At 72.1% G+C, this 25,616-nt stretch carries 29 protein-coding genes; 13 read left to right on the plus strand and 16 right to left on the minus strand.

The features are described 5' to 3' along the window. Positions 1-41 precede the first annotated feature (41 nt). On the plus strand, positions 42-656 hold the full coding sequence (locus DEJ09_RS11405; RefSeq protein ID WP_220034934.1) for a M23 family metallopeptidase: 615 nt from the start codon (positions 42-44) through the stop codon (positions 654-656). Between the two features lie 73 nt (positions 657-729). Continuing rightward, positions 730-1,566 (plus strand): NAD(P)-dependent oxidoreductase, encoded by an 837-nt coding sequence (locus tag DEJ09_RS11410; RefSeq protein WP_258373880.1) that lies wholly within the window; start codon positions 730-732, stop codon positions 1,564-1,566. 54 nt (positions 1,567-1,620) lie between these two features. Here the strand turns inward: DEJ09_RS11410 and DEJ09_RS11415 are convergent, their stop codons facing one another. After that, positions 1,621-1,824, minus strand: coding sequence for a hypothetical protein (locus DEJ09_RS11415; RefSeq protein ID WP_017886198.1), 204 nt, complete (start codon positions 1,822-1,824; stop codon positions 1,621-1,623). 10 nt (positions 1,825-1,834) lie between these two features. Further along, entirely contained in the window at positions 1,835-2,353 is a 519-nt protein-coding gene (locus tag DEJ09_RS11420) for a MarR family winged helix-turn-helix transcriptional regulator (RefSeq protein WP_110864346.1), read from the minus strand. A 131-nt stretch (positions 2,354-2,484) separates the two neighbouring features. On the opposite strand from DEJ09_RS11420, the gene DEJ09_RS11425 reads away from it, so the two are divergent. Further along, positions 2,485-3,378, plus strand: coding sequence for an alpha-E domain-containing protein (locus tag DEJ09_RS11425; protein ID WP_071406023.1), 894 nt, complete (start codon positions 2,485-2,487; stop codon positions 3,376-3,378). Between the two features lie 196 nt (positions 3,379-3,574). Here the strand turns inward: DEJ09_RS11425 and DEJ09_RS11430 are convergent, their stop codons facing one another. The 5 genes from DEJ09_RS11430 to DEJ09_RS11450 form a co-directional block, all read right to left on the minus strand. Beyond that, positions 3,575-4,912 (minus strand): MFS transporter, encoded by a 1,338-nt coding sequence (locus DEJ09_RS11430; RefSeq protein ID WP_372444931.1) that lies wholly within the window; start codon positions 4,910-4,912, stop codon positions 3,575-3,577. After that, entirely contained in the window at positions 4,909-5,319 is a 411-nt protein-coding gene (locus DEJ09_RS11435; protein ID WP_111055332.1) for a MarR family winged helix-turn-helix transcriptional regulator, read from the minus strand. The genes DEJ09_RS11430 and DEJ09_RS11435 overlap by 4 nt, the downstream gene beginning before the upstream one ends. Before the next feature lie 200 nt (positions 5,320-5,519). Then, the gene (locus DEJ09_RS11440) at positions 5,520-6,461 is read right to left on the minus strand and encodes an acetamidase/formamidase family protein (RefSeq protein ID WP_111088713.1); all 942 of its coding nucleotides are present in this window, start codon (positions 6,459-6,461) and stop codon (positions 5,520-5,522) included. A gap of 156 nt (positions 6,462-6,617) precedes the next feature. Further along, positions 6,618-6,887: a hypothetical protein gene (locus DEJ09_RS11445; protein ID WP_111088714.1), complete on the minus strand. Its 270-nt coding sequence runs from the start codon at positions 6,885-6,887 to the stop codon at positions 6,618-6,620. An 11-nt stretch (positions 6,888-6,898) separates the two neighbouring features. Then, positions 6,899-8,056, minus strand: coding sequence for an inorganic phosphate transporter (locus DEJ09_RS11450; protein ID WP_111088715.1), 1,158 nt, complete (start codon positions 8,054-8,056; stop codon positions 6,899-6,901). Positions 8,057-8,161: 105 nt separating this feature from the next. Here DEJ09_RS11450 and DEJ09_RS11455 point away from each other — a divergent pair, with 105 nt between their 5' ends. From DEJ09_RS11455 to DEJ09_RS11465, 3 genes are all read left to right on the plus strand, one after another. Continuing rightward, positions 8,162-9,031, plus strand: coding sequence for an alpha/beta hydrolase (locus DEJ09_RS11455; RefSeq protein ID WP_111030832.1), 870 nt, complete (start codon positions 8,162-8,164; stop codon positions 9,029-9,031). A 131-nt stretch (positions 9,032-9,162) separates the two neighbouring features. Then, positions 9,163-10,212 carry a biotin/lipoate A/B protein ligase family protein gene (locus tag DEJ09_RS11460; protein WP_111088716.1) on the plus strand — a complete coding sequence of 350 codons (1,050 nt, stop codon included), beginning with the start codon at positions 9,163-9,165 and terminating at the stop codon, positions 10,210-10,212. 165 nt (positions 10,213-10,377) lie between these two features. Beyond that, a complete protein-coding gene (locus tag DEJ09_RS11465; RefSeq protein ID WP_111088717.1) occupies positions 10,378-10,707 on the plus strand; it encodes a hypothetical protein in 330 nt (109 codons plus the stop codon). 37 nt (positions 10,708-10,744) lie between these two features. On the opposite strand, the gene DEJ09_RS11470 is transcribed toward DEJ09_RS11465, so the two are convergent. Next, positions 10,745-11,035, minus strand: a complete 291-nt coding sequence (locus tag DEJ09_RS11470; RefSeq protein ID WP_027465074.1) for a GNAT family N-acetyltransferase — start codon at positions 11,033-11,035, stop codon at positions 10,745-10,747. A 93-nt stretch (positions 11,036-11,128) separates the two neighbouring features. On the opposite strand from DEJ09_RS11470, the gene DEJ09_RS11475 reads away from it, so the two are divergent. Continuing rightward, entirely contained in the window at positions 11,129-12,022 is an 894-nt protein-coding gene (locus DEJ09_RS11475; RefSeq protein ID WP_111088718.1) for a site-specific DNA-methyltransferase, read from the plus strand. Between the two features lie 209 nt (positions 12,023-12,231). On the opposite strand, the gene DEJ09_RS11480 is transcribed toward DEJ09_RS11475, so the two are convergent. The 8 genes from DEJ09_RS11480 to DEJ09_RS11515 all read right to left on the minus strand — a co-directional run bounded on the left by DEJ09_RS11480 (position 12,232) and on the right by DEJ09_RS11515 (position 21,469). After that, on the minus strand, positions 12,232-14,643 hold the full coding sequence (locus tag DEJ09_RS11480) for a DHA2 family efflux MFS transporter permease subunit (RefSeq protein WP_111088719.1): 2,412 nt from the start codon (positions 14,641-14,643) through the stop codon (positions 12,232-12,234). 222 nt (positions 14,644-14,865) lie between these two features. After that, the gene (pgm, locus tag DEJ09_RS11485) at positions 14,866-16,485 is read right to left on the minus strand and encodes a phosphoglucomutase (alpha-D-glucose-1,6-bisphosphate-dependent) (protein WP_071406014.1); all 1,620 of its coding nucleotides are present in this window, start codon (positions 16,483-16,485) and stop codon (positions 14,866-14,868) included. 145 nt (positions 16,486-16,630) lie between these two features. After that, positions 16,631-16,876, minus strand: a complete 246-nt coding sequence (locus DEJ09_RS11490) for a hypothetical protein (protein ID WP_111088720.1) — start codon at positions 16,874-16,876, stop codon at positions 16,631-16,633. Positions 16,877-17,002: 126 nt separating this feature from the next. Further along, entirely contained in the window at positions 17,003-17,665 is a 663-nt protein-coding gene (locus tag DEJ09_RS11495) for a bifunctional 2-polyprenyl-6-hydroxyphenol methylase/3-demethylubiquinol 3-O-methyltransferase UbiG (RefSeq protein WP_071406012.1), read from the minus strand. Next, positions 17,662-18,321 carry a DUF2064 domain-containing protein gene (locus tag DEJ09_RS11500; RefSeq protein ID WP_111088721.1) on the minus strand — a complete coding sequence of 220 codons (660 nt, stop codon included), beginning with the start codon at positions 18,319-18,321 and terminating at the stop codon, positions 17,662-17,664. The genes DEJ09_RS11495 and DEJ09_RS11500 overlap by 4 nt, the downstream gene beginning before the upstream one ends. After that, positions 18,318-19,067, minus strand: a complete 750-nt coding sequence (locus DEJ09_RS11505) for a glycosyltransferase family 2 protein (RefSeq protein WP_027465082.1) — start codon at positions 19,065-19,067, stop codon at positions 18,318-18,320. The genes DEJ09_RS11500 and DEJ09_RS11505 overlap by 4 nt, the downstream gene beginning before the upstream one ends. Before the next feature lie 384 nt (positions 19,068-19,451). Next, positions 19,452-20,522 carry an NAD(P)-dependent oxidoreductase gene (locus DEJ09_RS11510; RefSeq protein WP_111088722.1) on the minus strand — a complete coding sequence of 357 codons (1,071 nt, stop codon included), beginning with the start codon at positions 20,520-20,522 and terminating at the stop codon, positions 19,452-19,454. Next, positions 20,519-21,469, minus strand: a complete 951-nt coding sequence (locus DEJ09_RS11515) for an MTAP family purine nucleoside phosphorylase (protein ID WP_111088723.1) — start codon at positions 21,467-21,469, stop codon at positions 20,519-20,521. The genes DEJ09_RS11510 and DEJ09_RS11515 overlap by 4 nt, the downstream gene beginning before the upstream one ends. A 107-nt stretch (positions 21,470-21,576) precedes the next feature. On the opposite strand from DEJ09_RS11515, the gene glp reads away from it, so the two are divergent. The 6 genes from glp (at position 21,577) to DEJ09_RS11545 (ending at position 25,425) form a co-directional block, all read left to right on the plus strand. After that, on the plus strand, positions 21,577-22,803 hold the full coding sequence (glp, locus tag DEJ09_RS11520) for a gephyrin-like molybdotransferase Glp (RefSeq protein ID WP_111088724.1): 1,227 nt from the start codon (positions 21,577-21,579) through the stop codon (positions 22,801-22,803). Then, on the plus strand, positions 22,800-23,318 hold the full coding sequence (moaC, locus tag DEJ09_RS11525; protein WP_111088725.1) for a cyclic pyranopterin monophosphate synthase MoaC: 519 nt from the start codon (positions 22,800-22,802) through the stop codon (positions 23,316-23,318). Before glp ends, moaC begins: the two co-directional genes overlap by 4 nt. After that, positions 23,315-23,827 (plus strand): molybdenum cofactor biosynthesis protein B, encoded by a 513-nt coding sequence (locus DEJ09_RS11530; RefSeq protein ID WP_071406005.1) that lies wholly within the window; start codon positions 23,315-23,317, stop codon positions 23,825-23,827. Before moaC ends, DEJ09_RS11530 begins: the two co-directional genes overlap by 4 nt. Further along, positions 23,824-24,264 carry a molybdenum cofactor biosynthesis protein MoaE gene (locus DEJ09_RS11535; RefSeq protein WP_181433346.1) on the plus strand — a complete coding sequence of 147 codons (441 nt, stop codon included), beginning with the start codon at positions 23,824-23,826 and terminating at the stop codon, positions 24,262-24,264. The genes DEJ09_RS11530 and DEJ09_RS11535 overlap by 4 nt, the downstream gene beginning before the upstream one ends. Before the next feature lie 85 nt (positions 24,265-24,349). Next, complete coding sequence (locus tag DEJ09_RS11540) at positions 24,350-24,748, plus strand: PLDc N-terminal domain-containing protein (RefSeq protein WP_042537802.1); 399 nt, start codon at positions 24,350-24,352, stop codon at positions 24,746-24,748. 2 nt (positions 24,749-24,750) lie between these two features. After that, a complete protein-coding gene (locus tag DEJ09_RS11545) occupies positions 24,751-25,425 on the plus strand; it encodes a hypothetical protein (protein WP_181433347.1) in 675 nt (224 codons plus the stop codon). The last annotated feature ends 191 nt before the right edge of the window (positions 25,426-25,616 follow it).

The following is a 25,616-nucleotide window of genomic DNA, read 5'->3' on the forward strand; positions in this document are numbered from 1 at the left end:
CCTTCCGGATCCCCGCCCGGCGGACCCTTCCCGCCGCGGCGGTGACCGCCGTCACGTGCCTGTTCGTCGCGGTCGGCTCCCCGCAGACCGCCGTCGCCGCTCCGGCCGCTCCGGAACCCACGTCGGCAGCCATCGGCACGCAGCACTTCGTCGCTGACGGTTCGACCGGTCCGACCGCCGGCCGCGACGACTTCTCGGTCGGCCGTGCTGCCGCAGCGCTCCGGGTCCCCGGCGGCTCGGGCTCGACCGGTGGCGCCGCCCGCCCCACGGTCGGTGCGATCCCGGACGCCGGTGGCTTCGGCTCCCGCTGGGTCGTCGGCTGCGCGGCCTGCTCGTCGAACCACCAGGGGGTCGACTTCGCCGCGGCCATCGGGACCCCGGTCGTCGCCGCGCTGCCCGGCCGGGTCGTCTCGGCGGGTGTCCTCGGTGGCTACGGCAACCAGGTCCTCCTGCAGCACGCCGACGGCACCGCGACGCGGTACGGGCACCTGTCGGTGATCGACGTCCGCCCCGGCCAGGTCCTCGGCGCGGGGGAGCGGCTCGGGGCCGTCGGCAACACGGGCGTCTCGACCGGTGCCCACCTGCACTTCGAGGTCATCGTGGCCGGCACCCCGATCGACCCGGCCACCTGGCTGCAGGCTCGCGGCCTCCTCTGACGGCGTCGGGCGTAGCGTCGGAGCGGTCGCGGCACGCTGTCGCGCCAGGACGGAGACGCACGTGCGAGTGACGGTGTTGGGGACGGGTGCGATGGGTGCCGGCGTGGCGGGATCACTGCTCCGCGACGGCCACGAGGTGACGGTCTGGAACCGCAGTGCCGACAAGGCCTCGCCCCTGGGCGACCGCGGCGCGACGGTGGCGAGCGACCCTGGCACTGCCGTCGAGCACGCCGAGGTCGTCCTGCTCACCCTGTTCGACACCGATGCGGTCGTCGACGTCCTCGAGCAGGCTGCCGGCGACGCCCCGACCGACGCCGTGTGGGTGCAGGCCTCGACGATCGGGGTCGACGGCACCGCGACGATCGTGCAGCTGGCCGAGAAGTACGGCATCACCCTCGTCGAGGCGATGATGCTCGGCACGAAGGCCCCCGCCGAACAGGGCAAGCTCACGATGCTCGCGGCCGGACCGGCGGACCTGCTCGACCGTGTCGACCCCGTGCTCGACGCGATCGGCTCGAAGACCGTCCGCGCCGGCGACCACGTCGGCGACGGCACCGCACTCAAGCTCGCCGCGAACGCCTGGATCGCCTCGATCACCGCGGCGACCGGGCAGTCCCTGGCCCTCGCGGCGGCGCTCGGGCTCGACCCCGCGCTGTTCCTGCAGGCCATCGAGGGCAGCGCGAGCGACTCCGCCTACGCCCACACCAAGGGCGCCGCGATGATCGCCCGCGAGTTCCCCGCCCAGTTCGCACTCGACGGGCTGCGGAAGGACATCGGGCTCATCACCGATGCCGCCCGGACCGCCGGGGTGTCCACCACGCTGCTCGAGGCGCTCGGGCGCGTCTACGCCGATGCCAGCGCAGCCGGGCACGGGGGCGACGACATCGCCGCGGTCGGCACCGCGTTCTGACGCACGCACGGGCGAACGCGCACGCACGGGCACACGCACGGATCCGCCGACCGATCAGCCCCGACGGAACAGCTGCCGCAGGCGCTTCGTGAGCCGCCCCACGGCCTCGTCGTTCATGGTGTTGGCGAGGTCGAACGCCTCACGAGCCGGATCGGACCCGGCCTGGATCCGTCGGAGCGCGGCGTCGGCACGGGCCCGCGAGTCGAGCTCGGCGAACGGCATGTCGTCCTCGGGGTGGTGCTCGCCGCGAGGGTCCATGCGGTCCAGGCTACGCGCGACGGAGGTGGTCCGACCCGGCGTCGAGTTCGTCCACGACGCGGACCATCTCGTCCAGGAAGTCCACGACGACGGCCATCTCGTTGCTCGGCAGGTGCTCGGTGACCTCGAGTGCGCGGGCGTCGAGCTCCTCGATGACCCGGAGCGCGTGCCGCATCGAGGTGCCGGTGGCGGTGAGGATCACGCCGCGGCGGTCGTTCGGGTCGGCGTGCCGTTCGACGTGACCGCTGCGGACGAGCCGGTCGACGAGCGCCGACGTCGACGCCGCCGTGATCTCGAGCCGCTCGGCGAGGTCCTTCGCGTTGACGGTGCGGCCGTCGTGCTCGGCGTCGATCAGGAACCGGAGCGCCAGCAGGGCGTTCTCGCCGATCCCCAGTGCCTCGCGCGCTCGGCGCTGCGCAGCGCTCTCGGCCGTCCGGTACCGCCGCAGGGCGTTGAGGACGTCCACGGCGGAGACCGCGGAGTCCTCGTACCAGTACCCCGCGGTGCTGGTCATCACCTCGGACGTCATGCCCCAATGCTAGACGCTCTAGTTAGATTGTCTAGCGAGGGCGGAGACGGGACACCTGCAACACCCGTGACGCGGTTCTGTAACACCCCGGCAACGCCGGCTCGTTAGGTTCTGGACATGCAGGAGCAGCCGTGCTGAGCCGCCTCGCGGGGAACGTCTTCCACGTGGGGAGCGCGGTGGAGCGCACCGACGTCGTCGCACGCTTGCTCGACGTCTACGTCGCCCGCCGCGAACCGGGCACCCTCGACGACGACCGGCTCGTGTCCACCGAGCTCCGCAGCGTCATCGGGACCACCGGCCCCGCGAACGACCCGGACCGTGCCGCCACCGTCGACGCCCTCGCGCTCGACCGGCACGAACCCGCGTCCATCGCCGCCGCGGTCGCCGTCGCCCGCGACCACGCACGCCGCGCCCGCGAGGTCGTCTCGAGCGAGCTCTGGGACTGCCTCGACGTCACGCGGTCGCGGATGCCCCGGAAGATCGCCCCCGACCGGGCGCACGAGTTCCTCGGCTGGGTGCGGGAGCGCAGTGCCCTCGCCATCGGGGTGGTCGAGGGGGACGCCAGCCGTGACGAGGTGTGGGAGTTCTTCACCCTCGGACGCTCGCTCACCCGCTGCGCCTCCACCGCACGGCTGTTGGCGTCGCGGCTGCTCGAGCCGGATGCGGTCACCTCGTGGACGGCGGCGCTCCGGGCGTGCGGCGCGGGCGAGGCCTTCCTGCGCGGCCGTGACCACGCCCCGGTGCCGTCCGACGCCGCCGCCTTCCTGCTCCTCGACGCGCACAGCCCGCGGTCGTTGCGCTTCACGGTGCACCGCGCGGCCGAGTGCCTGGCCGACGTCGCCCCGTCCTGCGTCGCGGACGAGGTCGCCGGGTTCGACGAGGTCCGCGCCCTGCTCGACGGGATCCCGGAAGAGTCGGCCCTCGCCGTGGCGGGTGACGTCGGGCAACGGCTGGCGGTCGCTGCCGACCGCGTCGCCGCGGCCCTCGACGAGCGCGTCTTCGCGTCGTCCGCACCCGTGCTCTGAGCCCACCCGGCCGACGTGTCCGGAGCCGCGTCGGCGCGGGTGTGGCGGGACCGGGCCGGTCCGCGCGTCGTGACCGCGGCCGTGTGCCCGGGTGGCGCCGGACGGGAGGCCCGTGGCGGCGCCGGTGCGGGCCTCCCGTCCGACGGTCGGTGCGTCACGGTCCGTCGGCCGACGGGCAGGGCGACCCGCCGGTCCGTCAGACGGCGCTGGAGCGGTCGGCGAGCGTCTCGTCGCGTTCCAGCTCGCGGCGGAGCGCCGCGCGCGAGCCGACCACCGGCACGGCGTGCGTGATCGCCAGGTGCAGCCGCGAGTCGGCGTCGTAGCGCAGCCGGACCCGCTGGTACCGGACGAGCCAGACGAGCGCGATCCCGAGCGCCACGAAGCCCGAGGCCGCGCCGACGACGATCGCCCAGCGCGGGCCGAAGGCGTCGGCGACGGCACCGACGAGCGGGGCGCCGATGGGGGTGCCGCCCGCGAAGATCGCCATGTAGAGCGCCATCACGCGGCCGCGCATCGCGGGCTTCGTCGTGGTCTGCACCAGGGCGTTCGCGGTGGTCATGAAGGTCAGGGACGCGAGTCCGACGAACACCAGCACGATCGCGAAGGTCCAGTACGTCGGGGCGAGGGCAGCGGCGGTGCACGCGAGCCCGAACCCGCCGGCCGCGAGGACGAGGGTGCGCATCCGCGGTTTGTCCCGGCGGGCGGACAGCAGTGCACCGAGCACCGAGCCGATCGCCATCACCGAGTTGAGCAGCCCGAACTCGCCGGCGCCCTGGTGGAACTCGACCCGCGCCATCGTCGAGGTGAAGATCGGGAAGTTCACGCCGAACGTGCCGACGACGAAGATCATGCAGAGCACGACGACGATGTCCGGCCGGGTGCGGACGTACCGGAAGCCGGCGACGATCTGCCCCTTGCCGCGGCCTGCCCGGACCCGTTCGGCGAGCTGGGCGGGGTCGACGAACCGGAGTGCGAGCAGGACCGCCAGGAACGACCCGGCGTTGATGACGAACACCCATCCGGAGCCGATCGCCGCGATGAGCACACCGGCGACCGCGGGGCCGATCAGGCGTGCGGCGTTGAACGACGCGGAGTTCAGGGCGACGGCGTTCGAGACGTCCTCGCCCTGCACGACGTCGGAGACGAAGGCCTGCCGGATCGGGGCGTCGAACGCGGCGACGATGCCGAGTGCCAGGGCGAAGCCGTAGAGCGCGAGCAGGGTGGCGGTGTGGGTGAGGACCATGACGCCGAGTCCCAGCCCGAGCAGTCCCATCAGGCCCTGGGTGAGCATGAGCATCTTCCGGCGGTCGAACCGGTCGGCGGCGAGCCCGGTGAGCGGCAGGAGCAGCAGCTGGGGGCCGAACTGCAGGGCCATCGTGATGCCCACCGCGACGGCGTTGTTGTCCGAGAGCTGGGTCAGCACGATCCAGTCCTGGGCGGTGCGCTGCATCCAGGTGCCGACGTTCGACACCAGGGCCCCGGCGAACCAGATGCGGTAGTTGCGTCCGGCGAGGGAGCGGAACATGGCGGTCACTGCTGGGCCAGCCTCCTCATGATCTCGGTGGCGTCGGCGAGGGTGCCCCGCTCGTCGGCGGTGAGTGCTGCGAGCCGCGGGGAGAGCCAGCCGTCGCGGCGGCGTCGGGTCTCCTCGACGAAGGCGGCTCCGGCTGGCGTCGCACCGAGCAGCACCTTGCGGCGGTCGTCGCCGTGCCCGCACTTCGACACCAGGCCCCGCTCGACCAGCACCGCGACGGTCTTCGTCATCGACGGCGGGGTGACGCCGTCCTGCCGGCTCAGGTCGGCCAGGGTCATCGCGCCGTCGCGGTGCAGTCGGGCGAGGGCGGAGAACTGCGCGTCCGTGACGCTCGAGTCGGCCTTCTGGGCACGGAGTGTGCGGGACAGCCGGTTCACCGCGATGCGGAGGTCGGTGGCGTCGGTCATCGGTCGTTAGCCTATCTCATTAGTTCAGCGAACGAACTTCATTTCGGGCGTGCCTGGTCGAAACGGGCGTACCTGGTCGGTTCTTTCGACCAGGTACGCCCGTTTCCGCTTTCCAGCGCGGATGCGATGGGAAGGAACGTCGGACGGGAGGCCCGCCCAGCGTGCGCCGGTCGGCTCGCGCTGGGCGGGCCTCCCGGCCTTCAGTGCCGCGCGTCCGTCAGGATCGCGTCGTGCGGGAGCAGGGCGTGCACGCCCCACGTGCGGTTCGCGACCTGCGTGATGCGCATGCTCACCGCCACGCTCGCCATCGCGAGTGCCTCGGCGCGGCCGATGCCGTGCAGCCCGGCGATCCAGTCGACCATCCGGTCGAGCGCCGTGGCCGTCGCGACGTTGAGGTCGGCGTCGAAGCCGAAGGTGATGCGGCCGGCCGGGGTGTCCGCGTGCACGCCCTCGACCGGCGCCGCATCGAGGAGCGTCAGGGTCATCGTCGTGGTCATGCCGCACTCGACCGCCGTGCCGGAGACCTCGCCGTCGCCCTGGGCCGCGTGCCCGTCGCCGACGTGGAGCAGGGCGTCCGGCACCGTCACCGGCAGGTACAGGGTCGAGCCGGCGATCAGCTCGCGGCAGTCGACGTTGCCGCCGCCGACCGTGCGGGGCGGGATCGTGGAGTGTTCACCGGTGGGCTCGGGTGGGACGCCGACGACGCCGAGGAACGGTGCCGTCCGCACCCCGAGGCCGAGCTGGTTCACGGCGACTCCGGCGGAGACGTCGATGTCCCAGAGGAGCGGGCCGCGCGACGCCGGGGCGGTCAGGCCGAGTGCGCGGTTCACGGGGGAGTCGACCCCGCCCGAGGCCGTGTAGCCCCAGTCGTCGGGCACGAGGTCGTCGAAGTGCACCGCCAGGACCATCCCCGGACGTGCTCCCGCGACAGCGATCGGCCCGACCAGGCAGTGGCCCCGGCGCGGGTCGATCAGGGTCGGAGCGTCGAGGCCCGGGCCCGGCTGGCGTTCCGTGTAGCCCGCGGCGCTCAGGGTTCGGACGGTCACCGTGTCGCCCGGTTCGACGGTCAGGACCGGCTGGCGTTCGGCGGTGAAGACGTCGACGGCGGAGTCGACCGTGGCGTCGAGGTGGTGGGTGGTCACCGTGCGATCATCCCAGGCGGGGCGGGTGCGGGGCGGTTCCGGGCGTACCTGGTCGGATCGGGCGTACCTGGTCGGATCGGGCGTACCTGGTCGGAGGTTCTGACCAGGTACGCCCGATCCCACCAGCCATCGCGGGTGTTCTGGGAAGGAACGTCCTCAGTGGAACTGGGGGATCGTCAACCAGATGCCGGCCAGCACCGCGGCGATGCACAGCGCGAAGCACAGCACGGCTCCCGCCAGTGCCGCCGGCGGGGTGTGCCCGGAGCGCGGGCTCTCGTCGGAGTACTGCGTGCGCTCGCCGCCCGCGTAGTCCGGCTGCCCCGTCCCGAGCAGCCGCAGGCCGAGCGTGTACACGAGCACCAGGCCCACGGCGGCCACGAAGCCGACGCCGGCGACCGTGCCGATCGCGGTGAAGTCGATGTCCATCGTCGTTCCCCTCAGTTCGTCGCGCCGGTCGGCTGCGGCTCGGCCTGCTCTGCCGGCCCGGACTCGGTGGTGATGGCCTCGTGCGAGATCGGCTTGCGCTTGGCGAGCACGTAGAAGGTGAGCCCGCCGGCCAGGGCGAGGACCGCGACGAGCACCAGCCCGAACGCCGAGGTCGACGCGAGCCAGGTCGCGAGCGCCCCGACCACCGCAGCGGCCGGCAACGTGATGACCCACGCGATGACGATGCGGCCGACGACCGACCAGTGCACGTCGGCGAGCTTCTTGCCGAGGCCCGAGCCGACGACCGCGCCGCTCGTCACGTGGGTCGTCGAGAGCGCGAAGCCCAGGTGCGACGAGATGAGGATCGTCGCGGCGGAGCTCGTCTCGGCGGCGAAGCCCTGCGGCGACTGCACGTCGGAGATCTTCTTGCCGACCGTCTGCATGATGCGCCAGCCGCCCATGTAGGTGCCGAGGCCGATCGCGAGCCCGCAGGCGAGGATCACCCAGAGCGCCGGACCGGTGCCGGCGGCCTGGTAGTTCGCGGCGATGAGGGTCAGCGTGATGACGCCCATCGTCTTCTGCGCGTCGTTCGTGCCGTGCGCGAGCGACACCAGCGACGCCGAGATCGTCTGCCCGTGTCGGAACCCGGTCGCCGCACCGTGCGTCGTCGCGTTCTTCGTGAGCACGTACGCCAGGTACGTCGCGACCAGGGCGATCACCCCGGCGATGACCGGGGAGAGCAGCGCCGGCAGCACGACCTTCGACACCACCGTCGCCCAGCTGATCGAGTTCAGACCCGCGCCGATGATCGAGGCGCCGATGAGCCCGCCGAACAGCGCATGGGTGGACGAGGACGGCAGCCCGAGGTACCAGGTCGCCAGGTTCCAGAGCACCGCGCCGACGAGCCCCGCGAAGATCATCGTGGGGGAGATGTGGATGCCGTCCTGCCCCTCGCGGATGATGCCCTGCGAGACGGTCTTGGCGACCTCGGTGGACAGGAACGCGCCGACCACGTTGAGCACGGCGGAGATGAGCACGGCGGTCCGGGGCTTGAGCGCTCCCGTGGCGACCGACGTGGCCATGGCGTTCGCGGTGTCGTGGAAGCCGTTCGTGAAGTCGAACACGAGGGCCACGACGATCACCAGCGTGACGATGACGATGACGTCCATGCGCAGGACGCTAGGCCCGCCTGGAACCCCCTGCGTGAACGCCGGGTGAACAGGTCCGTGATGGAGCGCGTCTGCGAGGATGGCAGTGTCTGGAAGGATGCGGGTGTGCCGACTTTCTCCGCCGCTCGCGGCGACGCCTCGTTCACCGACGCCCACGGCGTCGAGATCGTCTACTCGACCTGGCGTGCGGCGCGGCCGAAGGGTGTCGTGCAGATCGCGCACGGGGTCGGGGAGCACGGGCTCCGGTACGAACCGCTCGCGCAGGACCTGGTGCGCGCCGGCTACACCGTGCACGCCAACGACCACCGCGGGCACGGTCGCACCGGCCTGACCCAGTGGGACGGCGACCACGCCAAGCTCGGCCGGCTCGGCCCCGGCGGCCTGCGCGCGGCGATCGCCGCGGTGGAGCAGATGAGCGCGGTCGCGCGGGCCGACGAACCGGGGCTGCCGCTCGTGCTGCTCGGGCACTCGTGGGGGTCGCTGATGGCGCAGCGGATCGTGAACACCTCGTCGGACCGCTACGACGGCGTCGTCCTGTCCGCGAGCGCCTACCGGCTGCCCGGCTGGATGAACAGCGGCGACCTCAACGCCCGGCACGCGGGGTCCGGGCCCACCAAGTACGAGTGGCTCACCCGCGACCGGAAGATCATCGACGCGATGGCGCTCGACCCCCTGGCGGTCGAGGCCGACGTCATCGGGCTGTTCGGGCTCGCCGACACCCTCCGGCTGCTCGGTGTGCCGCGGCGGGGGATCCCGCACGACCTGCCGATGCTGCTGCAGGTCGGCTCCGACGACACCCTCGGGGGTCCGCGCTCGATCGAGCGTCTGGCGCAGGCGTACCGCCGACGCGGCCGGCTGTCCGACGTGACCGTGCAGGTGTACGAGGGCGCGCGGCACGAGGTCTACAACGAGACGAACCGCGCCGAGGTCATCGGCGACCTGGTCGCGTGGCTCGACCGGGTGACGACGCGCTGACGGCGCTCGCCGCGTCCTGCGACGCGACTGGTGACGGACGGGAGGCCCGCGGCGGCGCCGCCACGCGCCTCCAGGCCGTCACCGGGCCGGCCCACTGCCGGGCCGTCGGCCGTCCGGAATAGGGTTGCGGCATGCACGGTGAGTACAAGGTCCCCGGAGGCAAGCTGGTCGTCGTCGACCTCGAGGCCGTCGACGGCACGATCCAGCAGTTCCGCCTGGCGGGTGACTTCTTCCTGGAACCCGACGACGCGCTGCCGCTCATCGACGCGGCCGTGAACGGGCTCCCCGCCACCACCGACGCCGCGGGCATCGCCGCAGCCGTGCGGGCGGCCCTGCCGACCGATGCGGTGCTGCTCGGCTTCACGCCCGAGTCCGTCGGCGTCGCGGTGCGCCGCGCGCTGTCGCGGGCCTCGACCTGGCGCGACCACGACTGGCAGATCGTGCACGAGGGGCCGATCAGCCCGAACGAGCACCTCGCGCTCGACCAGGTGCTGACCGAAGAGGTCGGTGCCGGCCGTCGTGGGCCCACGCTGCGCATCTGGGAGTGGGACCAGCCGGCCGTCGTGATCGGGTCGTTCCAGTCGCTCAAGAACGAGGTCGACCCCGCCGGCGCCGAGAAGTACGGCGTGCAGGTGGTCCGACGCATCTCCGGCGGCGGCGCGATGTTCATGGACGCGGGCGCCGTGATCTCGTACTCGCTCTACGTGCCGTCCGACCTGGTGCAGGGCATGACCTTCGCCGACTCGTACGCGTTCCTCGACGAGTGGGTGATCGAGGCGCTCAAGTCGCTCGGCATCGAGGCCTACTACCAGCCGCTCAACGACATCACCTCGACCAAGGGCAAGATCGGCGGAGCCGCCCAGAAGCGCCTCGGCACCGGGTCGCTGCTGCACCACGCCACGATGAGCTACGACATGGACGGCGAGAAGATGGTGCAGGTGCTGCGCATCGGGCGCGAGAAGATGAGCGACAAGGGCACCACCAGTGCTGCGAAGCGCGTCGACCCGCTCCGCTCGCAGACCGGGCTGTCCCGCGCCGAGATCATCGAGCGGCTGATCGGCACCTTCACCCGCCTGTACGGGGCGACCGAGGGGCACGTGACCGAGGCCGAGCGGGAGCGCGCGCAGGAGCTGGTGCGGACGAAGTTCGCGACGAAGGAGTGGCTCGAGCGGGTGCCGTGAGCCCTGCTCGGTCGACGGTGGACGCGACGGCCGGAGCTGAGGGGGGACGTCCCGGCCGCCGCTGCTTCGAGTGTGCGCCTCGACCTCATGAACCAGACGTGTGGATGATGAGAATCCCCCGCGCGGCTGATCCGCTCGCCGCGCAGCCCCCGTAGCGTCGCTGCCGTGAACTGGTTGATCTTCCTGGGGGCGGTGGCCGCCGTGGCCGTCGTGGTGTGGATCGCCGATCGCATGGGGTGGATCGACCTGTCGAACAAGTCCCAGCGCAGCGGCGGATCCGGAGGCATGGGCGGGATGCTGGACGAGGTGTTCGCACCGACCCGGCACGAGACGCAAGCCGAGTACGAGCGGCAGGCGCGCCTGCCGAAACAGGCGCCGTCACCGGCGGACGACGACCACGACCTGCTCAGCGGCAGCGTGCTCATCCGGGTGCCGACGGTGCGGAGCGCCGGGCGGCACGAGGCCCGCGTGGGGACGCACGACCGCTCGTACTGAGCGGACGGGCGCCGCGCTCGTCTGGGGGTCGCCCGCGTCAGCGCGTCGTGAGCTCCTGGTAGTCCGGGTGCCGCTCGATCCACGCGTGCACGTAGCTGCACTGCGCGACGACCCGGCGTGACGAACTCGCACGCACGTCGTCGAGGGCGTGCTGCACCAGGATCGACGCGTGCCCACCGCCGCGGTGCTCGGGATCGACCTCGGTGTGCACGAAGCGGATCTCGTCGCCGTCGATCTCGTACGCCGCGAGGCCGATGACCTCGCCGTCCTCGATCAGGGAGTACTGCTGCTTGTCGGTGTCGTTGCGGACCTCGGGTGCTGCTGCCATGCACTCGACCGTACGCCGGGGCCTGGGCGTGCGCTCTGGGCTGCACGCTGGCTCCGTGCGCTGCGTGCCTGCTCGGTGCGCGACAATGGGTCCGTGCGCAGGGGAGACGACCGAGGCCCGGACCGCGTCGTCCTCGGCGACGCCCTCGACGTGGTCCCCGCGTACCCGGACGGCTCCTTCACGCTGGTGTACCTGGACCCGCCGTTCAACACCGGCCGGTACCAGCGGCGGCACGCGACGTCCGCCGTGCCGAAGGCCGACGGCCCGGTGATGGGGTTCCACGGCCGGACCTACGAGCGGGTGCGCGGCGACCTGATGCGCTTCGACGACCGGTTCGAGGACTACTGGTCGTTCCTCGAACCCCGACTCATCGAGGCCTGGCGGCTGCTCGCCACCGACGGCACGCTGTACCTGCACCTCGACTACCGCGAGTCGCACTACGCCAAGGTGCTGCTCGACGCGCTGTTCGGCCGCGAGTCGTTCCTGAACGAGATCGTGTGGGCCTACGACTTCGGCGCCAAGTCCAAGACGCGCTGGCCCACGAAGCACGACACGATCCTGGTCTACGTGAAGGACCCGTCGCGGTACTGGTTCGACTCCGAGGCCGTCGACCGCGAGCCGTACATGGCGCCGGGGCTCGTCACACCCGAGAAGCGCGAGCGCGGCAAGCTGCCCACCGACGTCTGGTGGCACACGATCGTCTCGCCGACCGGCCGAGAGAAGACCGGTTACCCGACGCAGAAGCCCGAGGGGGTGCTGCGGCGGATCGTGCAGGCGTCCTCACGCGAGGGGGACTGGGTGCTCGACTTCTTCGCGGGCAGCGGGACCACGGGCGCGGTGGCGCAGGCGCTGGGACGGCGGTACGTGCTGGTGGACGACAACCCGGCAGCGATCGACGTGATGCGGAAGCGGTTGCCGGGGGCGTCGTTCGAGGTGGCTGCGGCCGGGGCGGGGTCGGCAGCGGGGGACGCGGCGCCGGCGGTCTGAGGCGGCGGGGTCTGCGACGATCCACGAGTCGTTCGACGCGTGGATCGTCGGAACATGCACACGCCCGAGCGACGATGTCGACGTCGTACGACATCGACGGTGTCGCCTCCGCGCGGCCGCAACAGTTGCACACGCGCAGATGCGACGAGGTCGCTGTCGTACGACAGCGACCTCGTCGTTCGGCATCAGCGAGCCAGCGCCCGCGCCGACTACTCGGCGGAGTGCCGCCCGTGCGCGTGCGCGTCGCCAGCGTCCGTCCGGGAGGCCCGGCTCGCCTCCGCCGCGTCGGCTCCGGCCCCGGGAGCGTCCGGCTCCACGACCGCAGCCGCGTGGGCAGCCCGGGTCCGGATGGCACCGGTCGTCGTCGGTGGTTCGTAGACCGGCGCAGCCGCCGAGTGGGCACCGTGCGTCGTGGCGTTCGGCAGCGGAGCGCGGGTGTCGTCCACACCGTCCGGTGCTCCGGGTGCTCCGTGCGCCCGAGCGGACCGGGGCGGCGGCGTCACGTCCGGCGAGGTCGGCACGTCGCGCGAGGACGCACCCGGCACCGTCGGCTCCGGCCCGGCGCCAGGAGCAGCAGCCGCGGCGTCGGCGGTGCGTGCGGCATCCGCCTGCTCCTGCAGCGCCGAGGTCTTGCGGAGCGGCGGCACCCGGAAGAACCACGTCAGCACGAACGCGATCAGGATCACCGCGAGGCCGACGTAGTAGACGCGGACGGCCGAGTCGCTGAACCCGACCAGGAACGGACGGCTGAGCCGGGGGTCGGCCCCGTTCAGGAACGACGTGTCGCTCGTCGCCGAGTCGGTGGACGAGCTCGCGGCCGAGTCGCCGCTCTTGAGCTGCTTGATGAGCGTCGGGGCGACCTGGTCGACGACGTTCTCCCGCTGCGCCTTGTCCGAGTAGTCGATCTGCAACTTGCCGTCGACGACCGAGGCGTTCGCCTTCGTGGCCGCCGTCTCGAGCGCCTGCTGTTCGGCTGCAGGCTTCGCGTCGTCGACCTGCTGGGCGATGATCGTGTCCGCTGCGGCGGCGGGGACCGTGCCCGCGGCGACCTGCCGCTGCACGGCGGCCGTCACCTGCTTGGTCACGGCGGCGTCGGCGGCCTGCTTCGCCTGCGCGGTGCCCTGGTCGAGACCGTCCTGCACGTTCTTCTGCACCGGGTCGACGATCTTCGTCCAGATCTCGTCCATCACGCCCTGGTTCTTGGACGCGTTCGCGACAGAGGGCGTCATCGCGGCGTTGAGCGCGCTCTTCAGGTCGGACTCGTTCTGCATCGCGGCGCTGATGTTCGTCGGCATCAGGGTGAACAGCACGGAGAGCAGGACGGCGGTACCCATCGTGCCGCCGATCTGACGGAAGAACGTCGCCGCGCTCGTCGCCACACCGATGTCCCGCGGCGAGACCGAGTTCTGCGCGGCCAGGGTCAGCGTCTGCATGAGCTGCCCGAGTCCGAGCCCGATGCCGAACATGCCGAGCATCAGGAACCACAGGGGCCGGTCGGCGGTCAGGAACGTCAGGACCGTGAAGCCGATCGCCGTGAACGCCGTTCCGGTGATCGGGAAGACCTGGTAGTTGCCGGTCTTCGAGATGATCTGGCCGGAGGCGATCGACGAGATCATCAGGCCGAGCACCATCGGCAGCATGGCGAACCCGGACTCGGTCGGGGTCACGCCCTTGACGATCTGCAGGTAGAGCGGGATCGTCAGCATCGCGCCGAACATGCCGAAGCCGACGAGCACGGACAGGATCGCGGACATCGAGAACACCCGTGACCCGAACAGCTTCATCGGCAGGATCGCGTCGTCGCCCATGGCCCGCTCGACGATGATGAACGCGATCAGGCCGAGGGCACCGATGGCGTAGCAGGCGAAGGCGGCGGGGGAGTCCCAGCCCCACTCACGGCCCTGCTCGGCGATGAGCAGCAGTGGCACGAGCGTGACGATGACGAGCGTCGCGCCCCACCAGTCGATCCGGGGCTTGCCGCGGTCGCCGAACTTCGGCAGGTGCAGGAACGTCAGCACCATGAACAGGGCGATGATGCCGATCGGCACGTTGATCAGGAACACCCAGCGCCAGCCGGCGATGAACAGCAGCTGGTCCGCGCCGGCGAAGACGCCACCGACGAGCGGGCCGATGACGGACGAGATGCCGAAGACCGCCAGGAAGTAGCCCTGGTACTTCGCCCGCTCGCGTGGGGCGAGCATGTCGCCCATGATCGCCAGCGGCAGGGACATCAGACCACCGGCACCCAGGCCCTGCAGCGCGCGGAACCCGGCGAGCATGAGCATCGAGGTGGAGAACGACGCCGCGAACGAACCGACGATGAAGATGCCGATCGCGGTGATGAAGAGCGGCCGGCGACCGAAGATGTCGGAGAGCTTGCCGTAGATCGGGGTCGTCACCGTCGACGCGATGAGGTACCCGGTGGTGACCCAGGCCTGCTGGTCGAGCCCGTGCAGGTCGTCACCGATGGTGCGGATCGCGGTGCCGACGATCGTCTGGTCGAGGGCACCGAGGAACATGCCGGCCATCAGGCCGTAGATCACCAACAGGATCTGTCGGTGGTTCATCACGACGTTGGACGCCGTGGTGGGGGCCGCGGGTGCGGTCGCCGTCTGGGTCATGAGCAGGGTCTCCCGGGGTACCGATGCGCTGGCAGAACGATTTTTGCGCTGCCTGCAAAGTTACAACTGCCGCAAGTGCTCGGTCGCACCGAGACGGCTTCCTGAGTGGATCGGCAGTCACGGTACGCCGGTGCGCCCCGGCGGCACACGGCCTGGAGGCCCGGCTCGGCTCCGTCGGACGGGCTGCGGTGTCCGAGTCCCGCAGCCCGTCCGACGAGGGCGCTACGCGCCCAGTGCTGCGTCGACGATCTCCTTGGCCTCGCGCTGCACCTGCTCGAGGTGCTCCTGCCCGACGAAGCTCTCGGCGTAGATCTTGTAGACGTCCTCGGTGCCCGACGGCCGCGCGGCGAACCACGCCTTGTCGGTGACGACCTTCACGCCGCCGACGGCTGCGTCGTTGCCCGGGGCCTTCGACAGCTTCGCGGTGATCGGGTCGCCGGCCAGGGTGTCCGCGGTGATGGCGTCGCCGTCGAGCTTGCCGAGGCGCGCCTTCTGCTCCTTCGAGGCCGCGGCGTCGACGCGCTGGTAGACCGGCGCGCCGAAGCGCTCGGTCAGCTCGGCGTAGAGCTGCGAGGGGGTCTTGCCGGTGACGGCGACGATCTCGGACGCCAGGAGCGCCAGGATGATGCCGTCCTTGTCTGTGGTCCACGCGGTGCCGTCGGTGCGCAGGAACGACGCACCCGCGGACTCTTCGCCGCCGAATGCCACGGAACCGTCGATCAGGCCGGGGACGAACCACTTGAAGCCGACCGGGACCTCCCACAGGCGACGGCCCAGGGACTCGGCGACGCGGTCGATGATGCTCGACGACACCAGCGTCTTGCCGATCGCGGCGTCGTCGCGCCACTCGGGCCGGTGCGCGTAGAGGTACTCGATCGCGACCGCGAGGTAGTGGTTCGGGTTCATCAGCCCGCCGTCAGGCGTGACGATGCCGTGCCGGTCGGAGTCGGCGTCGTTGCCGGTGAGCACGTCGAAGTCGTCCTTGCGGGCGAGTACCGAGGCCATCGCCGAGGGGCTCGACGGGTCCATCCGGATCTTGCCGTCCCAGTCGAGCGTCATGAACGCCCACGTGGGGTCGACCTCGGGGTTCACGACGGTCAGGTCGAGGCCGTAGTGGTCGCGGATGGCGTTCCAGTACGGCAGCGAGGCGCCACCGAGCGGGTCGGCGCCGATCTTCACGCCGGCACGCTTGATCGCGGCGATGTCGATGATGTTCTCGAGGTCGGCGACGTACGTGTTCAGGAAGTCGTAGCGCTCGGGTTCGGCGTCCTCGGTGCGCTGCACCTCGGCGTTGCCACCCTCGATGATCGCGTTCGCCCGGTTCGCGATCCAGCTCGTGGCGTCGCTGTCGGCGGGACCACCGTGCGGCGGGTTGTACTTGAAGCCGCCGTCGCGGGGCGGGTTGTGGCTCGGCGTGATGACGATGCCGTCGGCCGTGTCCGGATTGCCGGCGCGGTTGTAACGGATGATCGCGTGGCTCAGCGCGGGCGTCGGCACGAAGCCGTCCTCGCTGTCGGCGAGCACGCGGACGCCGTTGGCGGCGAGGACCTGCAGCGCGGTCTGCTCGGCGGGGGCCGAGAGGGCGTGGGTGTCGCGGCCGATGAAGAGCGGCCCATCGGTGCCCTGGTCGCGGCGGTACTCCACGATCGCCTGCGTGATGGCGGCGATGTGGGTGTCGTTGAAGGCGGTGTCGAGCGACGACCCGCGGTGTCCGGACGTGCCGAACACGACCTTCTGCTCGGGGACCGAGACGTCGGGCACTCGGTCGTGGTAGGCGGCGAGGAGCTCGTCGAGGTCGACGAGGTCGTCTGCGGTCGCTGGGGTGCCGGCGCGGTCGTTCATGCGTCCATCCTGGCATCGGCCGCCCTGGCGCGTTCGGGGGAAGTGCACCGGAGGTCGGGGGAACGCGAGCGAGCGGCCGCCCCACCCGGGTTGAGGGGGGACCCCCGGGGTGGACGACCGCTCGCGGTCTGTGGAGGCAGGTGCATCAGGCGGGGCGGAACGAACCCGTCGCCGTGCGGAACGAGCCGGTCACGGTGCGCGTCGAGGACGTCGCGGTGCCAGGACGGCGGAACTGCGTGTCGACGAAGCGGCCGAGCGCGCGGCCGGTGCCGGTGCCGGTGTAGCTGCCGATCGGGCTGCGGGTCGCGTCGCCGGTGAAGGCGCCGAGCTCGGCGCGGGTCTCGAGGCCGGTCACGTAGGCGCCGCCCAGGGGGTTCTGACGGTTCTGCATGGGTGCTCCTCGTCGTCGTGCCGAGGTCCGCAGGTCACCGAGCCGGCGACCGCGACGCCGTCGGCTGGATGAGCACCAATGTACGCGCTTGTCTTGCATGATGCAAAACAAGCGCGTGTCGGAGGCTCAGGCGAGCAGCTCGCAGAAGTTCCGGCCCTCGGCCGTCCAGCTCTGCCGCGCGACCAGTCCGGCTTCCGCCGCGTGCCGGTGCAGGGCGTCGAGGCCGACCTCGGCCCAGGGGAACCCAGCGCTCTCGTTGCCGTCGGCGTCGACCACCCGGGCCGTGTACACGCGGTCGGCCGTGACCTCGGGGTTCGTCTCCACGATGACCCGGCCACCGGCTCGTACGATCTCGCGGCAACGGGCGAGCAGGGCCGTGGGGTCGCCGCCGATGCCGATGTTGCCGTCGATCACGAGCGCGGTGTCCCAGTGGCCCTCGTCGGGCACGGCGTCGAACACGGAACCCTGCAGAGCCGTGCCGCCGGAGCGCTGCGCGATGGCGACGGCCTCGGCGGAGACGTCCACGCCGAGCGCCGGGATGCCCCGGGACCGTGCGGCGACGAGCATCCGACCCGGGCCGCAGCCGATGTCGATGACCCCGCCGTCGACGTCGTCGAGCAGCGAGCGGTCGACACGGTCGGCGGCGGCGCTCCAGCGGCCGACGTCCATCGTGGTGACGGCGTCGGGACGGTCGGCGTCGGTCAGGCGCAGGTGGCCGTCGGTGCGGAGCGCACGGGCGTACGGCTCGCCGCCGCCGGCACCGAACGAGACGGGTGCGTGCATGGTCATCGGGTGCTCCCCACGGTCTCGGCACGGAGTGCCCGGGTGAAGTCGGAATCGGGTGCGAGGTCGGCGACCCGCTCGGCGTCCGGCATGGTGTCGACGTCGAGCAATTCGCCGAGCACGCCCACGTCGAGTCGGGCGTCGGTCAGGCGTGCGAGCTGCACGGCTCCGGTGTCGTCGCGCGACATGGGGACGCCGCGCAGCAGGTCGCCGGTGGGCTGTCGGAGGTACAGCGACCAGAAGCCGCCGTCCTCGGCCGGGCCGAACCAGGCATCGCGGGCGGCGTCGTCGAACACCGGGGCGAGGTCCGCGGTGGACACCTGCGGGGTGTCCATGCCGACGAGCAGCAGCGGACCGTCGACGGCGTCGAACAGGAACCCGAGGCGCTCGTCCAGGCCGCCACCGGGCTGGTGCAGCACCTCGAACCCGTCGGCCGCGGCGGGCACGACGTCGCCGTCGAAGAACAGGACCCGGCGTGCCGCGGGCAGTGCGCGGACGGTCGCCAGGGTGTCGGCGAGGCTCGCGGACGCGACGCGTGCTGCGCCCTCGGGGGAGAGCGCCGGCGTCAGCCGGGTCTTCACCTTGCCGGGCAGGCACTCCTTCGCCACGACCGCGACGGTGACGTCGGTGCGCGAAGCGTCGCTGGCGTTGGTGGCGGTCACGAGCGGGCCTCCTCGACCACGGGGGTGGACTCGGCCGCCTGGCGGAGCGGTCCCGGCGCGACGACCCGGACACGGGCCTCCCGGCGGTACGCACGGAGCAGACGGGACATGTCCCGCACCGCGTTGATCGTGCCGCGGAGCGTGCCGGTGACCTTGCTGTCGCCGATGCGCTGCGCGTACCCGATGTCGGATTCGTCGACGCGCCAGCCGGCGGCGTGCGCGGCCAGGACCATCTCGAGCGGGTAGCCGCTGCGGCGGTCGCGCAGGTCGAGGGAGACGAGGTCTTCGCGGCGCATCACGCGCATCGGGCCGAGGTCGCGCAGGCGGTAGCCGGTCGCGCGGTGCATGAGGACGGCGAGGACGCGGTTCGCGAAGCGTGCGTGCGGAGCCCACGCACCGCGGCCCGTCGGGACGCGGCGGCCGAGAGCCAGGTCGACGCGGCCACTGGCCACGCGGTCGACCAGGGGTGGGAGCTCGGCGGGGTCCATCGAGGCGTCGGCGTCGCAGAAGGCGACGAAGTCTGCGGTCGCCGCGGCGACCCCGGCGGCGCAGGCCGAACCGAAGCCCTTGACGGGTTCCGTCACCACGAGGGCACCGTGGGCGCGGGCGACGTCGGCCGATCCGTCGGTCGATCCGTTGTCGACGACGATGGCCCGGTAGCCCGTGGGGAGGCGTGCGATGACCTTCGGCAGGGCGTCCGCCTCGTCGAGGCACGGCAGGATCACGTCGACAGTCATGTCCGTCATTCGGTGCGGTCGGTCGGATCGACGGGTCTGTCCTGGCATGCACTCGACACAACACGACGACCTGCTGCGGGGTACAGGAAACTGCCGGGTCCTGGTCGTTCAGCGTGTCCGGTTCGCGGCCGGTCCCCAGAACGGGGGACAGGGTGCGCGTGTGGGTCCGCGAGTGGTTGCGCAAGACGCCGTCGTGTCGTCGAGACGCCGCCGGATGGGGCGGCGTCTCGCGCACCCGGGGGCGTGGTGCCGACACGACGGCGTCTCGCGTGGCCCTGGGGGCGGGCACTGCGGACGGGAGGCGCGGGGCGGCGCCGTCACGGGCCTCCCGTCCGGTGGCTGGTCGCGCTCTCAGGCACGGCCAGCGGTGCGCTGCTCGCGCACGCGTTCCGGCTAGCGGACGGCGCTGCGGAGTGGAGCCGTAGCGAAGTCCCGCATGCCGGCCTCGAAGTCGACCTCGGCGTGCCAGCCGAGCTCGGCGGCGATGCGTGCCGAACTCGCGGTGACGTGGCGGACGTCGCCCAGGCGGTACTCGCCGGTGACGACCGGCTGCGGGCCGTCGGGTCCGGCGATCGCGGCGGCCATGTCGCCGATGGTGTGCACGGTGCCGGAGCCGACGTTGTACGCGCGGAACGTGTCCGACGGCAGGTCGGCGGTCGCCGCGATGGAGGCAGCGTTCGCGCCGGCGACGTCGTCGACGTGCACGAAGTCGCGTCGCTGGGCGCCGTCCTCGAAGACGCGGGGTGCCTCACCGCGGGCCAGTGCCGAGCGGAACAGGGACGCGACACCGGCGTAGGGGGTGTTCGCAGGCATGCCCGGTCCGTAGACGTTGTGGTAGCGGAGCGCGATCGCGCGGCCCCCCGTGGCTCGGGCCCAGCTCGAGGCGAGGTGCTCCTGCGCGACCTTCGTCTGCGCGTACACGTTGCGGGGGTCGAGCGCTGCGGACTCGTCGATCAGGCCGGGCAGCAGGGGCCGACCGTCGGGGCCGATCGGGTCGAAGCGGCCGGCGTCGAGGTCCTCGCGGCGGCGGGCCGGCGGACGGGTGGGCTCGCCGGAGGCGGTGGTGTACGCGCCCTCGCCGTAGACGACCATCGAACTGGCGACGACGAGCCGACCGATGTCGTGCCGGTCCATGCCGGCGAGGACGTGGGCGGTGCCGGCGTCGTTCGACGAGACGTAGTCGGGGGCGTCCTGGAAGTCCACGCCGAGGCCGACCTTGGCCGCCTGGTGGCACACGACGTCGATGCCGTCGAGGGCGGCGTCGAGGGCGACCCGGTCGCGGACGTCGCCGTGCACGAACGCGATGCCCTGCTGCTGGTGGGCGCGGATGACCTCGGCGGGGTCGCCGTGCACGTCGTCGCGCAGGGAGTCGAGGACGCGGACCTCGTGGCCGTCGGCCAGGGCGCGGCGGACGATCGCGGAGCCGATGAAGCCGGCGCCGCCGGTGACGAGGAGGCGGCTCATGCGGTGGCGCCCGTGGTGGCGGTGGCGGCGGACTGGGCCTTCGTGGCGGTGACACCCGTGGTCGGCTGGGCCTGCATGATGCTTGCGCTCGCGCTGGTCGGGACGAGTTCGCGCGGGGTGAAGTCGGCGGGGATCGCGGCGACGATCTGGCCGATGGCGCGGACGATGACCTCGTTGGCACGGGCGAGGCGTTCCATGACGAGCGCGTGGGTGACGACGGCTCCGGCGTCGTCGACGTCGGGGCCGCTGGCTGCGGCTGCGGATGCGGCGGCAGCTGCGGCCTCGTCCTCGGTCGGGGCCAGGCCGGCGTCGGCGTCGGTGACGAACGACAGGTTCACCGTGGCGATGCCGAGTTCGGCGGCCAGGGGGACCTCGGGCGTCATCGTCATGTTGATGGTGTGGCCGCCGGCCTGGCGGAGCCAGACGGACTCGGCGCGGGTGGAGAACCGGGGACCCTGGATGACGACGCAGGTGCCGGTCGGACGGAACGGCACGTCGAGCCCGGCGACGGCGTCGATCGCCGCGCGGCGGAGCGTCGGGTCGAACGGGTCGGCGAAGGACAGGTGCTGCACGTCGTCCTCGAAGAACGTGTCGGCGCGGCCCCAGGTGCGGTCGATGAGCTGGTCCGTCACGACGAAGGTGCCCGGGGCGTAGTCGGGGTGCAGGCCGCCGACGGCGCTCGAGGACACGATCGCGCGGACGCCGAGCGAACGGAGCGCCCAGACGTTCGCACGGTGGTTGATGCGGTGTGGGGCGACGGAGTGCTCGCGGCCGTGGCGGGTCAGGAACGCGACCCGTCGTCCGGCCATCGTGCCGATGCTGATCGGGCTCGACGTCGGGCCGAACGGTGTCGGGACGTCGAGCTCGTCGGCGGTGCCCTCCTCGAACAGCTGGTAGAGGCCGGAGCCTCCGATCACACCGATCGTCACGGCTTCGTCGTTCTCCACAGGTCCTCCGGTTGGTCGTCGGCGCGGGCTGCGCGCTGGATACGCTACTGACGGCGCCACCGGGCGAACCGGGAGCGGCGCCACCAACCCCCTGTTCGGAGGCACCTGTGCGAACGATCGGTCAGCACCGCGACGACCTGGCGGCGTTGCTCGCGCCGGTGGTGGCGGGCCTCGGAGCAGAAGAACTGCCGATCGGCGAACTCGCCGGTGCCGGTGCCGGGTTTGCTCACCGCGTGCTCGCGGCGGCCGTTATGTCGCCCGTTCCGCTACCGCCGTTCGACAACAGTCAGATGGACGGGTTCGCCGTGCGGGCCGCGGACGCGGGGCAGGCCGTCCGGGTCGTCGCCCCGATCCCGGCCGGCGTGGTGCCCGAACCGCTCGAACCCGGCACGGCCGCGCCGATCATGACCGGTGCGCGGATCCCGACCGGTGCCGACGCGGTGTTCCCGGTCGAGGCGACCGAGCCCGGTGCGTTCCCGGCGGCGCTCGAGCTGCCCCGGGTGACGGTGCCCGCCGACCTGACCGCCGGCACCTTCGTGCGGGTGACCGGCAGCGACCTGCCCACCGGTGCTGAGCTCGCTCCGGCCGGTTCCCCGGTCACGCCGGCGCTGCTCGGGGCCCTGGCTGCTGCGGGGGTGACGACCGTGTCGGTGCGCCGACCACTGCGGGTCCTCGTCGTGTCGACCGGGTCCGAGCTACAGGGCGCCGACACGGACGCGGCGACCATCGGTGACGCGAACGGCATCGCGCTGCGGGCAGCCCTTGCCCAGGTCGGTGCGGACTCGCGGGCCGTCCGGGTGCCCGACGACGTCGCTGCCTTCGACCGGGCGCTCGATGCGGCGGTGGGGGACTGGGCCGACATCGTGCTGACGACCGGGGGCATCAGCGCCGGGGCGTACGAGGTCGTGCGACAGGCGCTCGAACCCCGCGGACTCGCGGTGACGCCGGTCGCGATGCAACCCGGTGGGCCGCAGGCGTTCGGCAGCGTCGTGTTCGGGGACGGTCGCGCCGTACCGGTCGTGTCCTTCCCCGGCAACCCGGTGTCGGCGCTCGTCTCGTTCGAGGTGTTCCTGCGCCCCCTGCTCGCCGCCGCCGTCGGACTCACGCCGGACCGCCCCACGCAGGTCCTGCCGGCGGCGTCCGCTGCCGGCTCACCCGTCGGCAAGCACCAGGTCCGTCGCGGCCGGGTGCAGGACGGTGCCGTGCACTTCGTCGGTGGGCCGAGTTCGCACCTGCTCGTCCACTACGCCGCCGCCACCCATCTGGTGCACGTCCCCGTGGGGGTCGACACCGTCGAACCCGGCGACCCCCTGACCGTCTGGAGCCTCCGATGACCGACCCGTCCGCCGCTGACCAGGTGCGGTCCGAACCGACGCCGACCGACGAGTTGTCGCACGTCCGCGCCGACGGCAGCGCGCACATGGTCGACGTCTCCGCGAAGGACGTCACCGACCGGTCGGCCACCGCCACCGCCACCGTCGTCACCCGTCCCGACGTCGTCGCACGCATCCTCGACGGCTCACTGCCCAAGGGCGAGGTCGTCGGCACCGCCCGCATCGCCGCGATCATGGCGGTGAAGAAGACCTCCGACCTGATCCCGCTGTGCCACCCGCTGCCGATCGCCGGCGTGCAGGTCGACATCACCGGCACCGACGACCGCGTGCTGATCGAGGTGTCGGTCCGCACGACCTCGCGCACCGGCGTCGAGATGGAAGCCCTGACCGGGGCGAGCGTCGCCGCCCTGACGGTGTACGACATGGTGAAGGCCGTCGACCGAGCGGCCGTGATCACGGACGTCCGCGTGCTCGAGAAGCACGGCGGACGCTCCGGGGACTGGAGCAACCGATGACCGCCGAGCCGACCAGGGGCCGGGCCGCCGTCGTCGTGGTGTCCACGCAGGCTGCCGCCGACCCCGCACTCGACCGCACCGGACCCGTCATCGCCGACTGGCTGCGCGACCACGGGTTCACCACGAGCGACCCGATCATCGTCCCCGACGGCGGCGCGATCACCGAGACCGTCACCGCGGAACTCCTGGCCGACGCCCGGGTCGTCATCACCACCGGCGGCACCGGGGTCACCCCGACCGACCGGACCCCCGAGGCAGTGGCGGGGCTGATCGACCTCGAACTGCCCGGCATCACCGAGGAGATCCGTCGACGCGGACTCGCGGGCGCCGGCCCCACCGCCCTGCTCACCCGCGGCGTCGCCGGGGTCACGAACGCCGGTTGCCTGCTCGTCACCCTGCCCGGGTCGCGCGGCGGGGTGTCCGACGGGCTCGCCGTGCTCGACGGAGTACTCGACCACGTGGTCGCACAGGTGCACGGTGAGGGCCACGCCCCGCGGAGCGCCTCGTGAGCAGCACTGAGACCGCCGCACGGGTCGTGCTCGCCGACGTCGTCGACCGCGACATCAGCGTTGACGAAGTCGCAGCCGTGGTGGCCACCGAACAGGACGGCGCCGTGGTGACCTTCGCCGGCATCGTCCGAGACCACGACGGTGGCAAGGGCGTCATCGCGCTCGACTACGAGCAGCACCCCAGTGCCGGCGACGTCATCACCGAGGTCGCCCGGACCATCGCCGAGGACCACCCCGACGTCCGGATCGCCGTGCTGCACCGGGTCGGGGCGCTCGGCATCGGGGACGTCGCGCTCGCCGCAGCGGTGTCGTCGTCGCACCGGGCGCAGGCGTTCGCCGCGTGCGGTGCGCTGGTCGACCTCGTGAAGGAGCGCGTGCCGATCTGGAAGCACCAGCGGTTCACCGACGGGACGGACGAGTGGGTCGCGGCGCTGTGACCGGCCACCACCCTGTGCACCTTCGCAACCGGGACGCTCGTTCGGGGCATGGTGAGACTCCAAGCGGATCCATAGAATCGCGAACATGAGCGTCTTGCTGCCCGGGATCACCGTCATCCTGCTGGTCTTCGCCCTGATCGACATCCTGACGAAGACGGATGACCAGATCCGCGGCCTGCCGAAGATCGCGTGGGTGATCCTCGTGATCCTGGTCCCCGTCGTCGGCAGCATCGTCTGGTTCGCCATCGGCCACGACTGGGCTCCGGGCGAACGGAACCACGGTCGCTACATCGAGCCGACCCGCCACGAGGACCGGTACGCGACCCTCGGCGACGCCCGCAGTGCCCACGGCGCCAAGCGCGTCACCGGTACCGAGCAGGAGCTCGCCGAGCTCGAGCGCGAGATCGAGTACTGGGAGGCGCAGGCCCGCCTGAAGCGCGCGAAGGAAGCCGCGGGCGAGGGCGACACCGCTCCCGCGAGCTGATCGTGTCCACGCCGGCCTCGCATGAGTTCCCCGGAGCCACGGTCTCCGGGGAGACCTGGCAGCAGGTGGAGGACCGTCTCGCGGGGGCGCCAGTCGGACCGCGTGTCCGCCGTTCGATGGTCCGGCGGGTCATCTGGATCGTGCTGGCCGTCGTCGCCGCGGTTGCAGCCGGGTGGCTGAGCGCCGAACACCTGCCGCGCTTCGAGCTGCCCTCGACCGGAAGTGGCCTGCCGGACTGGGTGTTCTTCGTCATCGTCCCGCTCATGATCGTTGGCCCGGTCTGCTGGGTCACCGCAATCGTCCGAGGCGGTGGGCAGTTCCAGAGCGCGATCTCTGACCCGACGTTCGGGCTTCCCCGTGCCGACCGCCGACGGATCGAGCGCATGGCTCGTGGGCAGCAGCCCGCCGACCCGCAGCACCGGACCGCGCTCGTCGCACTCGCCGGCCGTCGGCTCGGTCAATCGACATCGACGTTCTGGCTCGCCCTCGGATGGACGCCGTTCGCGTTCGCGCAGTTCCTGCTCAACTGGGCGACGATGTTCGGGCTGCTGTACGCGCTCCTCACCGTGTTCTTCCTCGCGATGCTGCTCTGGACCGTCAGCAAGCGGAAGCAGTGGCGAGCGTTCCTGCAGGAGACCGAGCCCCGCGCCGGGGCCGAGCCGGCCCCCGCGAGCTGACCCGGGCCTCCAGGCCGACGCACCGTGCGCGGTCCGTCGGCTGGTGCGAGGTTGCGCGTTCCGTGTGCCGCTCCAGGCTCGCACCGAGCGGGCAACCTCGCACCATTCGAACAAGCGCGCGCCGTGCGACGAGCCCGCCACGCGCCACCCACCCGCCACCCGAACAACCCGCCCCGCACCCACCACCCCGC

Origin of the sequence: Curtobacterium sp. MCLR17_055 (assembly GCF_003234305.1) — a bacterium.
In the GTDB taxonomy this organism is placed as follows: domain Bacteria; phylum Actinomycetota; class Actinomycetes; order Actinomycetales; family Microbacteriaceae; genus Curtobacterium; species Curtobacterium flaccumfaciens.